The following is a 13,059-nucleotide window of genomic DNA, read 5'->3' as shown; positions in this document are numbered from 1 at the left end:
TATTTATATCCTGAAAAGGAGGTGTAAAGATGCTCTTAGGCTTGGATGTTAGAACTCAGATAAAGGACATCTTTGAGAAGGAGTTTAAGGAGCCTGTTACTTTAAAAGTTTTCTCCCAGGCGATAGGATGTGATAGCTGTCAGACAGTTGAAGAGCTCCTGCAGGAGCTTGTTAGCGTGGTTGGAGAGGACAGACTGAAGTACGAGGTTCACACTCCTGTCTTGGAGCAGGAGCTTGCTCAGAAATACGGTGTTGACAGGATACCTACGATAGTTATTGAAGGAGATAAGGATTACGGCATAAGGTACGTGGGATTGCCGGCCGGTCTGGAGTTTAGCACTCTCATTCAAGGGATACTCCAAGTGTCAAAGAGAGAGCCTAACCTGTCGGAGAAAACCCTTGAAATGGTGAGGCAGGTGGACATACCTCTTGAGCTTATGGTCTTTGTCACGACCTCTTGTGGATACTGCCCTGCAGCTGCTGTTATGGCTTACAACTTTGCCCTTGCCAGTGACTACATAACCGCAAAGGTTGTGGATGCCTCAGAAAACCCGGACCTGGCAGAAAGGTTCCAGGTTGTTGGTGTCCCCAAGATAGTTATAAATAACGGCGTTGCCGAGTTTGTTGGAGCCCAGCCTGAGAATGCCTTTTTAGGGTATATAATAGCGACCTACGAGAAACTTAAGAAGGAAAGGGAGCAGTGACCGAACTTGAAAGGAAGCCCCTTGTGGAATTTGTTGCCCCTGTTGTAGAGGTTATAGAGGAAACACCTACAACGAAAACCCTCGTCTTTGACCTGAGGGGGCAGGAATTTGATTTTTACCCAGGACAGTACGTTATGCTTAAAGTTCCCTACCCACCAACCGGTGAAGAGCTCAAGAGGGCCTACTCTATCGCTTCAAGTCCACTCAAGAAAGACAGGCTGGAGCTAACGGTCAAGAGAAAGGAAGGAGGTAAAGCCTCTGTATTTTTAACCACTGAAGTTAAAGAAGGAGACCGGTTTTACATAAAGGGACCCTACGGAAGGTTTTACTGGACTGAGGAACTCTCTACGCGTATAGTCCTTATCGGTGCTGGGAGCGGCATAGTTCCCCTCATGAGCATACTTAGATATATAAGGGATAAAGAGCTCAAAAACGTCAGAGCTACACTCCTTGTTTCTTACACCTCCTACGAGGAGATAATCTACAGGAAGGAGCTCCAGGACTTAAGCAGGCATTCAAACATAAAGGTAAGAGTTACCCTTACAAGGAGCGCTCCCGACCACTGGGACGGACTGAAGGGAAGGATAGATGCAAACAAGATAACCAACGAGGTTGAGGATATCCCCGCAAACCTTTATTACATCTGTGGTCCCCCCTTATTCGTTGATGACATGAAGGCGCTTCTTCTGGAACTCGGTGTTGACAGGAAACAGATAAAGACAGAAAGGTACGATTAGGTTAGAGACTCTAAAAGCTCAAGGTTTTTAAGTGCCCTTTCTGCAGAGCCTTCCCTTCTCATACCTTTCAGAAAGTCCTCCACCATCTCCCTTAGCTTATCCCCCTGGTTCTTACGGAGAACCTTTCCGTCGTAGGCTATCTCCTCCTTCAAAAGGTCCATAAGGATATCCCCTTTGGAAGTTTTCAATACCCATCTCCTTACAACGTTGCCCTCATATTCCCAGGCTACCCTTATCCTGAAGGGTATCCCTCCTGCGGTCCCGGTAAGCTCCCATACCTTGCCTTCTTTAAAGTCTTCAAGTTTTAACTCTCCAAAGAGGTACTGGAGAATGTACATATCGTGCCAAGCTAGGTCCCATAAGGGGTTTATGTACCCTCTGCCCTTGTTTAACCGTTCAACAAGAATCTCTCTAACCTCAACTCCCCTGGGGAAGTTCTTTACAGGATAGGAGTACAGCTCTATTTCAGAAATCTCAAGGTTCTTGTTTTCGGCTATTTCCCTGAACTCTGAACTTTTTCTGGCTGGAGGCTTTTCAAGGAGTACCGGTATATCCCTACTGAGAAATTCCCTGGCTATGGCTACGTGCTGCTCAGGGTTCACGGCAACTATCACCCTCTTTATTTCCTCTTTAACCTCGCCAAAGTGACAATAGAACGGGTACCTTTCTATATTTTTGTAGGGGTCAACATCGCATAGGACAGGCAACTCCTGAAGTTCTTCTAACTTTGCCAGATACTTCATGCCCATATTGCCAAGACCTATAAGTAGAACGTGCATATCTTTTACCTCAATGCCGGAGGCGGGAGTCGAACCCGCACGCCCTCGCGGGCAGAGGATTTTGAGTCCCCCGCGTCTGCCAGTTCCGCCACTCCGGCTCAATGAGTAATTATATCCCACCCGTTGAACAACCAGTGTCTATAAGTAAATTCTAATATGCTAATAAAGACCGGAGGTTTTAAAATTGAGATTGAATGTAAGTTTTTATTATAATTTCATTACCATGAGACTTTTCATACTTCTTATCGCGGCTGCCCTTAGCTTCGTGAGCTTTTCTGAAGAAAGGGAGTTCAACACCCCGGAAAAGGCTCTCAGCTCGTTTTTTCCCGGAGCAACGGTAAAGGTTGAGAATATAGTCCTGAGCGAGGAGCAGAGGAGACGTGTAGAGGAGATTGCAAAAGTTCCCCTTGATACCCGATTAATATCTGTGTATCTGGTACACAAAGGGGGAAAGGTGATAGCGTACGGTTATGTGGATACCCACAGGGTGAGAACCCATACTGAAAGCGTGCTCTTTGTAATAAACACCGCCGGTGAGATAGAGCTCGTTGAGGTTATGTCTTTTAATGAGCCTCTTGAGTATATGGCTGACGAAAACTGGCTTGCCCTTTTTAAGGGTAAAACTCTGGGTAAAGACTCTGTGAAGTTGAAAAGGGACATACCAAATATGACAGGAGCAACACTTACGGCAAGGGCTTTAACTAACGCTGCCCGGAGAGCCCTCGCTATATGGAAGGTTCTCTTTGAGGGTAAGAACTGATGCGGTTTTTTATATCTTCAAATATAAAGAGCAACGCTCCTCTCTATGTTACCGTGCTCTTATTCCTGCTTTCATCTCTACTTTACTGGGTTGTCAGTTGGTTTTTTTACCATTTCAAGTTTGGACTTACCTACGAGCGTATGTACGCTTACTTCTTCACGGACCCCCGCTTTCCCGAAAGGCTGCCTTTAGGTCAACTCCTTGAGGATATACATATACAGCTCTTTATGTCTGTTACTTTTATCTTAGTCCTATCTTCAATATTCATACATAAGTGCGTTAGGGATTGGATTAAGTATACGTTGATAGCTTCCTCCTTTCTGGCTGGCATACTTGAGCCGTTGTCAGCGTTCGGGGTTTACTATGTATCACCCCTGTTTATATATTTGAAAATCTTCTTCTTTTATTCCTTTCAGATAATCACAGGGGCTATGCTCTTCCTTACCCTCAAGCTTTATCTCTCTAAAGAGAAAGAAGAGCCCCCTGAACGCTCAATCCTGTATACTTTGGTTTTTATATTTTCCCTATTCACGCTGTTTTTTACAACCTTGAATTTCTTCCTGTTCCTGGTTAAACTGGGCTTTGCCCCCCATCACGTAGCTGAGTACTACCTCGGAGCACCGGAGAAGTTTTTGAAGCCAAAAACCTTAGAAGGTATTCTGAAGGTCGTAAACCCCCACTTTATAACCATGGGTGTTTACCTTTTCGCGCTAATTCACTTTGTTTTCTTTACAAATGTTAGAAATAAGGTTCTTATAAGTTCTTCTACTTTGATTTTTGCCCTCCTTGATAACGTGAGCGGATTACTGATACGTTATATAGACCCTCTCTTTTCTTATGCCAAGCTCGTTTCCTTTTTGGGTCTGACTTTTATGATGACCTACGTATCACTGGTTGTAGCCGTTTCAATACTCAGACACAGGGCAAAGACTATAATCCTACTTTAATCCCTCTTCCCTTAAGGCTACCTCTATCAGTTTTGTAATCTGTTCTCTTGCTGTCCCTCCGTAAGTTTTTCTCCTATCCGCAACGTTTTCAGGTTTGAAGAGGTTAAACACATCTTCCTCAAAGAGCTCCGAAAAGCTCCTTAACTCCTCAAGGGTAATGTCTTCAAGCCTTTTACCTTTTTCAATAAGGTAGGCAACTATGCTTCCGGCTATGTGGTGGGCTTTCCTGAAGGGTATGCCTTTCAGAGCTAGGTAGTTGGCTACATCTGTTATTAGAACGAAATTTCCTGCATTTGGGTACATCTTATGCTCTTTAAAGCTCAAGCCCTCTATAACCTTTCTTATACCGATAAGTGAACCCTTTAAAGTCTTAACGCTGTCAAAGAGAGGCTCCTTATCCTCCTGTAAATCTCTGTTGTATGCTGTAGGGATACCCTTGAGCACGGTTAAAAGGGATAGGAGATTTCCGTATAACCTGCCTGTCTTCCCCCTTATGAGTTCCAAAACGTCAGGGTTTTTCTTCTGGGGCATTATGGAGCTACCCGTACAGAGCTTGTCTGGAAGGTCAACGTAACTGAATTCCTCGGAAGACCAGATTATCAAATCCTCGGCAAGCCTTGATAGATGCATGCCCGTCAGAGCACACACGAATAAGAACTCCGCTATAAAGTCCCTGTCTGCAGTAGCGTATATAGAGTTTCTGACAATTTTATTGAACCCCAGAAGCTCCGCCGTGTAGTGTCTGTCAATAGGAAAGTCCACACCGGCAACAGCACCGCTGCCTAAGGGGAGTTCGTCAATCCTTCTGTAACAGTCCAAGAACCTCTCCGTATCCTTCAAAAACATTTCCCTAAAGGCTAAGAAGTAATGGGCGAGCCTGATAGGCTGTGCCCTCTGGAGATGGGTGTATGCGGGAAGAATTAAATCTATGCTGTTCCGAGCGGTTATTACGAGGGCTTTCCTCAATTCCTTGAGGAGGTTTATTATCTCCTCGGTTTCTTTTTTTAAGAATAGCCTTTCGTCTGTTGCCACCTGGTCGTTTCTTGACCTTCCGGTGTGGAGCTTGCCGCCTACATCTCCTACCCTCTTGATAAGCTCCGCCTCAATGTTCATATGAACGTCTTCCAGCTCTCTCTTCCACTCAAACTTCCCCTCCCTTATGTCCTTTTCTATACCTTTTAGTCCCTCTATTATCTTCTTTGTTTCCTCTTCACTGAGGATGCCGGCTTTCTGGAGGGTTCTCACGTGGGCTATGTCCTGCCTTATGTCCTCAAGGGCAAGCTCCCTGTCAAAACTGACCGACTCGGTGAACTCCTCTACAAACTCATCTGTCTCTTCCGAGAACCTTCCAGACCATGGTTTTTCCATAAGGAAATTTTAAGGTAAATTTCACCTACAAACTCGGAATAGCTCAATTAAATTGAAAGCAAAACCCTTTGAATCTGGAAGATATAAAGTGTCAATAGCGTGGGATATCAGACATAGTGTCTCCCCTTTGAATTTTCTACCTTGCAGGCTATATTATTCCCCCATGGAACTAAAACTCCGTTTGAAAGTTTTCAGATACGACCCCGCCAACGGTAGGCAGGGTTTTGATACCTTTGAGGTTGAATACGAAGAAGGAATGACGTTCCTTACAGCCTTCCACAGGATAAAGGAAAATGTTGACCCAAGCCTTACCTTCAGGCATTTCTGCAGGGCTGGGATATGTGGAACCTGCACCGTTTTCATAAACGGCTTTCCCAAGCTCGCCTGTAAAGAGCAGGTTCTCCCTTATATACTTACACAAGAGGAGATAATCGTTGAGCCATTGGATAAGTTTCCCATTATAAGAGACCTTGCCGTGAACCACGAGGATGTTATAGAAAGGATGAAGAAATTTCACACCTGGATTAAGGAGTATGAGGGAGAGGTCAGGATACCCCCACAGGTGAGTAAAAGGATAGAGAAGGCGGCTGACTGTATCCTGTGCTCTGCCTGTCAATCTTACTGCCCTCAAGTCTTAGAGACTGAGTATGCGGGTCCTCTCTTCTTCGCCAAGTTTTACAGGTTTTTAGAAGACCCGAGGGATAGGGATAAAGAATACAGATTTAAGGAGGCTGTCGTGGAGGGTCATCTCTACCACTGTCTCTCCTGCGACAAGTGCAACAGCACCTGTCCAAAGGAGGTAGAGCCTGCAACCCTTATAAGGGAGCTCATGACTTATATTAAAGAGCATGGCCAAGCAAAGTGTTAGGTATGTCTGTCAGTCCTGCGGATACTACTCGGTAAAGTGGATGGGTAGATGTCCGTCCTGTGGAGAATGGAATACCCTTGTTGAAGAGCTTGTAGAGAAGGGTAAGGTTTTCAAAATTCCCAGTCAGGTAAAGGTGCTATCCATTAATAGCTGGGAAGAGGACTCTGGTGAGCGGACGAGTACCGGCTTTTGTAACCTTGACCTGGCTCTTGGTGGTGGATTAGTCCCCGGACAGGTTGTCCTCATAGCCGGAGAGCCAGGAATCGGGAAGTCAACCCTTCTCCTTCAGGTTTCGGATAGATACACCAGGTACGGAAAGGTTCTCTACGTGTCTGGTGAGGAATCAGGTTCCCAGATAGCTCTCAGAGGGAGGAGGCTTGGAATTTCCAGCGACAGATTGTTGCTTTATCCTGAAACATCATTTGAGAATGTGGTAGATGTACTGCAGCAAGAAGAACCAAATCTATTGGTTGTGGACTCTATCCAAACCCTTTACTCTGAAAGATTGGAATCCTCCGCAGGCTCTGTCTCCCAGGTCAGGGAGGTTACCTTCAGACTCGCAGAGCTGTGTAAGGAAAAGGGAATTCCCTGCTTTGTAGTGGGACAGATTACAAAAGAGGGAGCGATAGCAGGTCCAAAGGTTCTGGAACACATAGTTGATACTGTTCTCCAATTTGAAGGGGAACGCTTTAACTTCTATAGAGTCGTAAAGGTAGTTAAGAACAGATTCGGCTCAACAGGAGAGGTTGCAGTATTCAAGATGGGAGATCACGGTTTAGAAGAGGTTTTAGAGCCATCCGCTTTCTTTATAGGTGAAAGGGTAAACTCCCCCGGCAGCGTCATATTTCCCCACACTGAAGGTAGTAAACCCATACTCCTTGAAGTGCAAGCTCTGGTTCTTCCTGCGCTCTACACCACCCCTCAGAGGAAGACCCAGGGTTTTGACGTGAACAGGCTTTCCCTTCTCCTTGCTATCCTTGAGAAGGAGGCAAACATATTTACGAGGGATTCGGACGTCTTTGTGAACGTTGCCGGCGGTTTATCAGTTAGGGAACCGGCTGCGGACCTTGCGGTAGCGCTTGCGATAGCTTCCTCCAAGAAGGATAAGACCGTGCCCGAAGATACGGTGATATTTGGCGAGCTTGGTCTATCGGGGGAAGTTAGAGCTGTCCATTTTGGAGATTTGAGGCTTAAAGAGGCGAAGAAGTTTGGCTTCAAAAAGGCAGTTATACCTGCAAGCTTACATATGGAAGTTGAGGATATGGAGGTAATCCCCGTTACCAATCTCAGGGAAGCTATTGAAGCCCTTCTTTGAGCTATATTAATTTCATATGAGGATACTTGTAATAGACAACTACGATTCCTTTACCTACAACCTTGTGCAGTACCTTGGCTCACTGGGGGCTGAAACTGTGGTAAAGAGAAACGATCAGATAACCCTGCAGGAGGTGGAGGATATACATCCGGAAGGTATCCTTATATCTCCAGGTCCGTGTACACCGGCTGAAGCTGGTATATCCGTTGAGCTTGTAAAGAGCTTCTATAGGAAACTGCCTATCTTGGGTGTATGCCTTGGACATCAATCAATAGGGGTAGCTTTCGGAGGTAGTATCGTAAGAGCGAAGAGACTTATGCATGGTAAAGTATCTAAGATTTACCATACGGGTGAAGGCGTATTCAAAGGTATCCCAAGCCCGTTCACAGCCGTAAGGTATCACTCCCTGGTTATAGACAGAAACAGTATTCCTGAAGTTTTAAAAGTTACAGCCTGGTCTGAGGATGAAGAGGTTATGGGAATCCAGCACGTTGAGTATCCGGTGTTTGGAGTTCAATTCCATCCAGAGTCTGTTCTTTCAGAGCACGGAATGGACATACTCAGGAATTTCCTTGAAGTTTGCACCGTCAGAGTTTAAACCTCTCTAAGTTGTATATCTCAAAGACTTCCCTGTGTTTTAAAAGCCCCAGAGCTTCCCTGTATATGATTAGATACCTTCTTTGCTCAAGAGCCTCTTCCTTCAGCTTGAAAAACTTCTTTCTCAATCTAACCGATAGTTTTATTGAGAAGACAGGAGTCCCGCTGGTTCTCTCTATCCTCTTTTTGAGATAACGTACCGCCCTCTCTATCCTCTCCATCTCCTTCATACACTTCTCTATCTTGGCTCCATAACCACCGCTTACACTTGCTATTTCCCTGAGGAGTTCCTCATCCAGTTCTGACTTATCAAGCATCAAAAGTATCTTGTGCAAAGGGTCTTTTCCAGTCAAGTATAGAATAAAAACTGAGGTGGAAAAAGGCTTAGTCATAGAGAGAGTCGCCCAGCTGATAGGAGTTTACGTTCCATCTGTGGGGAAGACCTTTAAAGGAATCCCCAGGGGAAAGCTCCTGAAGAGGACCAAAATATATGCAGGGGATAGAGTTCTGGGAAATATAGTTGATGCCGAAACCTTTGCGATAGAGGAAGTGGAAGAGAGAAAAAACATTCTCATAAGACCCCCTATCGCCAATGTGGACAGGGTTATATGTGTAATGACAATTCAGAAACCAGAGTTTGATAACTACCTTCTTGACAGCTTGCTCGTTGTGTATGACCATGTGGGTTGTGAGCCTGTTGTGGTATTCAACAAGACTGACCTCCTTGATGAGGAGGGCAGAGGAGAGCTTGAAAGGTGGAGCGAGCTATACTCCAAGGCTGGGTATGAGGTCGTTCATGTCAGTGCTAAAACTGGAAAGGGTATTGAGGAAGTTGTTGAACTTGTTGAAGGTGATATCTGCATACTTGCTGGACCATCCGGTGTGGGCAAGAGCACCATACTTAAGTACCTTACAGGTGAAGAGCTCAGGATAGGAGAGATAAGCGAGAAAACCCAGAGAGGAAAGCATACCACTACGGGCGTGAAGCTTATACCTTTTGGGAAAAACTCCTTTATCGGGGACACACCGGGCTTCTCTCGGGTTGAGGTTTTGCAGTTTGTAAGCCGAAAGAGTGTAAAGAATTACTTTAGAGAGTTTCTAAGGTACGAGTGCAGGTATCCAGACTGTCTTCACGTTAAAGAACCGGGATGTGGGGTCAAAGAGGCTGTTAAAAAGGGTGAGATAAGTTGCGAAAGATATAAAAGCTACCTGAAGATGCTCAGGGAATACCTGGAAGAGCTGAGTGAGATATGCGGTTAAATTTTAGAAGGGGTTGGAAATGGAGGTAAAGCTTAGTTCTTTTATATTTAAGAGGCAGAATATAAGAGACAGTGCTGGAGATATATCCTTCTATAAGGTATGGATTGACAAGTGGGAAGAGGAAAGAGAGCCCGTAGACGTAAATAGCCTTATACTCCATCTCGTTGCCAATTATTCTCCTGAGGTTGAGGAGAAGCTGCTCGGGAGCAGAAGGGGGCTGGTGGATATTCCCGTGGATATGCTCGTATCAAAGTCCGTAATAGACGTTCTTAACGGTACAAAGTTCATACTCAATCTGACACTTCCCAGAAAGGCTTTGACTTCAAAGCACCTGAATGCCCTCAAAGAGTTATTCGGCTACTATCAGGACAATGGATTTTTGTTCTCTATACATAAGAGGTTGCTTTCAAGCAACAGGGAGGTATTCAACACCTTTTCTGAGTATATAACCTACGTATATTCTGAAGATGAGCCTGTGCACTTGGAAGGTAAGCTCACCATAGGATGCTCTGAGAGCTTAGACGTTGAGGGCTTTGACTTCTTCTGTGAAGGCGAGTATGAGGATGTTCTCATTATAAATTCTCTAAAACACATGCAGGGAGCTGTGTCAAGACTTATATCTATGCTTTCAGAGGAAGCTTCCGTTGACTCTCTGACTCAAACTATAAAGGGAGACCCGGCTCTTGTAACCAAGCTACTTCAGTACGTTAACTCTCCACTTTTCCCTCACAGGAAGGAGATAGAGTCTATAAAGAACGCCATAAACTACCTTGGGCTTGAAAATTTGAAAAAATTCCTAATAGCGGTCTGGATGTCCCAGTTTTTTGGACAAGATCCAAGCTTCATAGAATTTATAAGGAAGATGTTGAGCAACGCCTTTTTACTGGAAAGCTTTTCTAAAAATCTGCAAGGTATACCAAAGGATGAACTCTTCTTTGTGGGACTCTTCTACAAAATGCCTTCAGCCTTTGGTGTAAGACCGGAGGTCTTTTTCAACTCCATGCAGCTTCCTGAAGAGATCAAGAACCTTTACGGAGACAAGAGACTTGAACCTTATCTGAAGCTGATAGACCTCATGGACGGAGGAGAGGTTTATGAGTTTGCAAAGACCTTAGGGATAGACAAGGAGGAGCTTGAGGAGCATATCAATTACGCCCAGGAAAGTGTAAAAACCTTTCTTGCCTAAGCTCCTATTGTACTAAGCAGGTTCTCTATCTGCTCAAGACTACCCAGGACTATCAGTCTGTCACCTACCAGCAACTCCGTCCTTCTGGGAGGGTTTACCAGTAAGCGGTTCCCTTTTACAACAGCCAACAGAATACCAAAGACTTCCGCATTATAGAATTCTTCAAGCCTCCTCCCAACCACTGGAGAGTGCTTTCCTATCTCAAAGGAATCTATCATGTAAGGTGTATTCTCAGAGAGCAATATCTCGGATATAAACCTTGATATGTCTGGTTTCACAGTGGATAATACCGCGGCTCTACCGCTCATATCTTCAAGGCTATAGGTTTGGTTTGCCCCTGCTTCCCTGAGCTTACCTTCGCTTTCCCGTTTTATAACTCGTGAAGATATAAATATACTCGGGTTCATAGTCCTTGCTATTGCTGTGATGATAGCATTGTCCTCATCCGAAGGTGTGTTTACAAGAAGTCTTTTAGCACCCCTTATTCCTGCACGTTCAAGGATTTCTTCCCCTTTTGGACTTCCCTTTATAATTGGAACATGAGGGAAGAACTCTTTAAAGACTTTAATCTTCTCCTCATCTGTTTCTATGGCTACCACACTCTCACCGAAACTCTGAAGGGTTTCTACCATGGCGAAGCTACTTCTGTCCAGACCAATCAATATGGTGTGACCTGTTGTATTCCCAAGCATCTTTAACTAACCTATATTCTCTTATATCGGCATGGAGTGCTGTCCTTTATGTGGATACCCCCTTGAGATAGTGGAATGCTGCGGTGGAGGTATCTGGAGGTGTGATGGGTGTGGGGAGTACTTTTACTACGGAGAGCTTATAGAGAAAACTCCTCCCCAGGAGAACGGAGAAGCATCTCCCGAAGAACCCCCTTCAACTCCTCACGACGAATGATTACCCTGTAAACTGCCTCGGTTATAGGTGCGTATATACCCTCCCTGTCTGTAAGCTCTTTTAAAGCCTCGGCTGTCTTTACGCCCTCCACAACCTGACCGATTTCCTTGAGGGCTTTTTCAGGGCTTAACCCTTTACCGAGTAAAAAACCAAAGGTTCTGTTCCTTGAGAGGTCTGAGGTTGATGTAAGTATAAGGTCCCCAGCCCCGGACAGACCAAAAAAGGTTTCCTTCTTTGCTCCGAGCCTCACGCCTATCCTGGTCATCTCAACTAAGCCTCTGGTGATTAGAGCAGCACGGGCATTGTAACCAAATCCCAACCCATCGGAGATACCACAGGCGATGGCGATAACATTTTTCAGAGCTCCTCCCAGCTCCACACCCACTATGTCCGGATTCAGGTAAACCCTGAAGTTTTCACTGTTTATAGCCCTTTGGAGCTGATGAGCCCCCTCTTCATCTTGCTCGTAAGCCAAGACTACCGCCGTGGGCAACCCCTTGGACACTTCTTCGGCAAAGGACGGACCCGACAGAGCGAAAACGTTACACTCCTGTTCTATCTCCTTTATTATCTGGGAAACCCTCTTAAAAGTTTTAAGCTCAAGTCCCTTTGAAGCATTTATTACCCTCTTGCCTTTGAGATTTATCTGGGAGAATACGCTTCTCACAGTTTGGGTTGGAAGGGCGCACACGAGATTCTCATAATCTTCCACATTGTGTATTGAGGTTGTTGCTCTGACACCTTCTGGTATTCTTACCCCCTCCGTATAGGGGTGTATTCCCTGATTTATCTTTCCCACCGTTTCCTCGTTTATGTCGTAGATTAGGGCTTCATTTCCGTTGCGCCCAAGGTGCACTCCCAAGGCTGTCCCCCAGCGTCCACCTCCTATGACAGCAAACCTCATGTCTTAGGATTATACTATTTGAACAAATATGTTAAAGACTGCGGTGGAGGAAGCTCTTTACTGGATTATATCAATACTGATAAACCTGCTCCTGCTTTCCCTTTTGACCACAGTCTTTATCGTTAAAGTTAAAGAGGTGCCTGAGATATACCCTCTGAGAGTGGTTGACATAAAGGAGGTTGAGGTCGCTAAGCCTCGTAAGCAGCGCTCTGTTGTGGAGGCAAAGTCGGAAGCGAGGAAGACTATATCCAGGGAAAAGAAAGGTGTAGGTAAAGAGAGGAAAGTTGGAGCTACAGTTACAAAAGCCCACGAGAAAGGAGACGTCAAGGTACCGGTTCAGAGGGAGGAAGACGTTTCTGTACTCTCAGCCCTGGAGAAAAAGATAGAAAGTCGGCTAAAAAAACGGGAAACAAAAAAGAAGGAGGTTGGTTCTCTATCGGCTGTGCTTACGGGAAAGGAGGTCAGGATAAAAGGAGGTTCAAGGAGTATAGTTTACACGCCTCCGGCTCCGGAACTTATATCAACAGAGTTCCCCAGTGCTGTCAGAGTCAGAATATGGGTCTCCCCGGAGGGGAGGGTGGTTAAAGCCCTCTTACTTCAGAGGAGCGGAAATGTTAATATAGATAATACTCTGCTAACTTACGTTAGAGGGATTAGGTTTGAGAAGGTTGAAGATGAAGAAGTTCAAGTGGGAGAAATAACCTTCAGCTTCCGAGGAGGTTAATCGT

15 protein-coding genes and 1 tRNA gene are annotated in these 13,059 nt (G+C 45.2%); 10 read left to right on the top strand and 6 right to left on the bottom strand.

The window, feature by feature from the left end:
* The first annotated feature begins 29 nt into the window (after window positions 1-29).
* Both pdo and BCF55_RS05915 read left to right on the top strand, forming a co-directional pair.
* Entirely contained in the window at window positions 30-704 is a 675-nt protein-coding gene (pdo, locus tag BCF55_RS05920) for a protein disulfide oxidoreductase (RefSeq protein ID WP_121011384.1), read from the top strand.
* Complete coding sequence (locus BCF55_RS05915; RefSeq protein WP_121011381.1) at window positions 701-1,441, top strand: ferredoxin reductase; 741 nt, start codon at window positions 701-703, stop codon at window positions 1,439-1,441. The genes pdo and BCF55_RS05915 overlap by 4 nt, the downstream gene beginning before the upstream one ends.
* Here BCF55_RS05915 and BCF55_RS05910 read toward each other — a convergent pair.
* Together BCF55_RS05910 and BCF55_RS05905 are read right to left on the bottom strand one after the other, a co-directional pair.
* Window positions 1,438-2,220: a Gfo/Idh/MocA family oxidoreductase gene (locus BCF55_RS05910; protein WP_121011378.1), complete on the bottom strand. Its 783-nt coding sequence runs from the start codon at window positions 2,218-2,220 to the stop codon at window positions 1,438-1,440. The two genes, BCF55_RS05915 and BCF55_RS05910, sit on opposite strands and share 4 nt — an antisense overlap.
* A gap of 14 nt (window positions 2,221-2,234) precedes the next feature.
* A tRNA-Leu gene (locus BCF55_RS05905) sits at window positions 2,235-2,318 on the bottom strand.
* A 125-nt stretch (window positions 2,319-2,443) separates the two neighbouring features.
* Here BCF55_RS05905 and BCF55_RS05900 point away from each other — a divergent pair.
* On the top strand, window positions 2,444-2,980 hold the full coding sequence (locus tag BCF55_RS05900; protein ID WP_121011375.1) for an FMN-binding protein: 537 nt from the start codon (window positions 2,444-2,446) through the stop codon (window positions 2,978-2,980).
* Window positions 2,980-3,927: a hypothetical protein gene (locus BCF55_RS05895; protein ID WP_121011372.1), complete on the top strand. Its 948-nt coding sequence runs from the start codon at window positions 2,980-2,982 to the stop codon at window positions 3,925-3,927. Before BCF55_RS05900 ends, BCF55_RS05895 begins: the two co-directional genes overlap by 1 nt.
* Here the strand turns inward: BCF55_RS05895 and argH are convergent.
* Window positions 3,919-5,295: an argininosuccinate lyase gene (gene argH, locus BCF55_RS05890; RefSeq protein ID WP_121011369.1), complete on the bottom strand. Its 1,377-nt coding sequence runs from the start codon at window positions 5,293-5,295 to the stop codon at window positions 3,919-3,921. The genes BCF55_RS05895 and argH overlap by 9 nt on opposite strands.
* A 163-nt stretch (window positions 5,296-5,458) precedes the next feature.
* On the opposite strand from argH, the gene BCF55_RS05885 reads away from it, so the two are divergent.
* Genes BCF55_RS05885 through BCF55_RS05875 form a run of 3 tightly spaced genes read left to right on the top strand, consistent with a single transcriptional unit; the run spans window position 5,459 to window position 8,076 of the window.
* Window positions 5,459-6,163, top strand: coding sequence for a succinate dehydrogenase/fumarate reductase iron-sulfur subunit (locus BCF55_RS05885; RefSeq protein WP_121011366.1), 705 nt, complete (start codon window positions 5,459-5,461; stop codon window positions 6,161-6,163).
* Window positions 6,144-7,478 (top strand): DNA repair protein RadA, encoded by a 1,335-nt coding sequence (gene radA, locus BCF55_RS05880; protein WP_121011363.1) that lies wholly within the window; start codon window positions 6,144-6,146, stop codon window positions 7,476-7,478. The genes BCF55_RS05885 and radA overlap by 20 nt, the downstream gene beginning before the upstream one ends.
* Window positions 7,479-7,494: 16 nt before the next feature.
* A complete protein-coding gene (locus BCF55_RS05875) occupies window positions 7,495-8,076 on the top strand; it encodes an anthranilate synthase component II (protein WP_121011360.1) in 582 nt (193 codons plus the stop codon).
* Here the strand turns inward: BCF55_RS05875 and BCF55_RS05870 are convergent.
* Entirely contained in the window at window positions 8,066-8,392 is a 327-nt protein-coding gene (locus BCF55_RS05870; protein ID WP_121011357.1) for a hypothetical protein, read from the bottom strand. The two genes, BCF55_RS05875 and BCF55_RS05870, sit on opposite strands and share 11 nt — an antisense overlap.
* 55 nt (window positions 8,393-8,447) lie before the next feature.
* Here BCF55_RS05870 and rsgA point away from each other — a divergent pair, with 55 nt between their 5' ends.
* Together rsgA and BCF55_RS05860 are read left to right on the top strand one after the other, a co-directional pair.
* Window positions 8,448-9,335 carry a ribosome small subunit-dependent GTPase A gene (rsgA, locus tag BCF55_RS05865; RefSeq protein WP_121011355.1) on the top strand — a complete coding sequence of 296 codons (888 nt, stop codon included), beginning with the start codon at window positions 8,448-8,450 and terminating at the stop codon, window positions 9,333-9,335.
* 19 nt (window positions 9,336-9,354) lie between these two features.
* The gene (locus BCF55_RS05860; protein ID WP_121011352.1) at window positions 9,355-10,521 is read left to right on the top strand and encodes an HDOD domain-containing protein; all 1,167 of its coding nucleotides are present in this window, start codon (window positions 9,355-9,357) and stop codon (window positions 10,519-10,521) included.
* Here BCF55_RS05860 and BCF55_RS05855 read toward each other — a convergent pair.
* Complete coding sequence (locus tag BCF55_RS05855) at window positions 10,518-11,213, bottom strand: potassium channel family protein (RefSeq protein ID WP_121011349.1); 696 nt, start codon at window positions 11,211-11,213, stop codon at window positions 10,518-10,520. The two genes, BCF55_RS05860 and BCF55_RS05855, sit on opposite strands and share 4 nt — an antisense overlap.
* A gap of 137 nt (window positions 11,214-11,350) precedes the next feature.
* Entirely contained in the window at window positions 11,351-12,331 is a 981-nt protein-coding gene (locus BCF55_RS05850) for an NAD(P)H-dependent glycerol-3-phosphate dehydrogenase (protein ID WP_121011346.1), read from the bottom strand.
* Between the two features lie 28 nt (window positions 12,332-12,359).
* Between BCF55_RS05850 and BCF55_RS05845 the strand changes: the two genes are divergently transcribed.
* Window positions 12,360-13,055 carry a TonB family protein gene (locus BCF55_RS05845; protein WP_121011343.1) on the top strand — a complete coding sequence of 232 codons (696 nt, stop codon included), beginning with the start codon at window positions 12,360-12,362 and terminating at the stop codon, window positions 13,053-13,055.
* The last annotated feature ends 4 nt before the right edge of the window (window positions 13,056-13,059 follow it).

Origin of the sequence: Hydrogenivirga caldilitoris, assembly GCF_003664005.1 — a bacterium.
GTDB classification, from domain to species: domain Bacteria; phylum Aquificota; class Aquificia; order Aquificales; family Aquificaceae; genus Hydrogenivirga; species Hydrogenivirga caldilitoris.
This window is presented reverse-complemented; position numbering and strand designations above follow the sequence as displayed.

Excerpts from the sequence above, each read along its gene's own strand:
- BCF55_RS05850 (WP_121011346.1), bottom strand. The coding sequence starts at position 12,331 with ATGAGGTTTGCTGTCATAGGAGGTGGACGCTGGGGGACAGCCTTGGGA.
- BCF55_RS05845 (WP_121011343.1), top strand. The coding sequence starts at position 12,360 with ATGTTAAAGACTGCGGTGGAGGAAGCTCTTTACTGGATTATATCAATA.
- radA (WP_121011363.1), top strand. The coding sequence starts at position 6,144 with ATGGCCAAGCAAAGTGTTAGGTATGTCTGTCAGTCCTGCGGATACTAC.
- BCF55_RS05895 (WP_121011372.1), top strand. The coding sequence starts at position 2,980 with ATGCGGTTTTTTATATCTTCAAATATAAAGAGCAACGCTCCTCTCTAT.
- BCF55_RS05875 (WP_121011360.1), top strand. The coding sequence starts at position 7,495 with ATGAGGATACTTGTAATAGACAACTACGATTCCTTTACCTACAACCTT.
- pdo (WP_121011384.1), top strand. The coding sequence starts at position 30 with ATGCTCTTAGGCTTGGATGTTAGAACTCAGATAAAGGACATCTTTGAG.
- argH (WP_121011369.1), bottom strand. The coding sequence starts at position 5,295 with ATGGAAAAACCATGGTCTGGAAGGTTCTCGGAAGAGACAGATGAGTTT.
- BCF55_RS05910 (WP_121011378.1), bottom strand. The coding sequence starts at position 2,220 with ATGCACGTTCTACTTATAGGTCTTGGCAATATGGGCATGAAGTATCTG.
- BCF55_RS05885 (WP_121011366.1), top strand. The coding sequence starts at position 5,459 with ATGGAACTAAAACTCCGTTTGAAAGTTTTCAGATACGACCCCGCCAAC.
- BCF55_RS05870 (WP_121011357.1), bottom strand. The coding sequence starts at position 8,392 with ATGCTTGATAAGTCAGAACTGGATGAGGAACTCCTCAGGGAAATAGCA.
- BCF55_RS05860 (WP_121011352.1), top strand. The coding sequence starts at position 9,355 with ATGGAGGTAAAGCTTAGTTCTTTTATATTTAAGAGGCAGAATATAAGA.
- BCF55_RS05900 (WP_121011375.1), top strand. The coding sequence starts at position 2,444 with ATGAGACTTTTCATACTTCTTATCGCGGCTGCCCTTAGCTTCGTGAGC.
- BCF55_RS05855 (WP_121011349.1), bottom strand. The coding sequence starts at position 11,213 with ATGCTTGGGAATACAACAGGTCACACCATATTGATTGGTCTGGACAGA.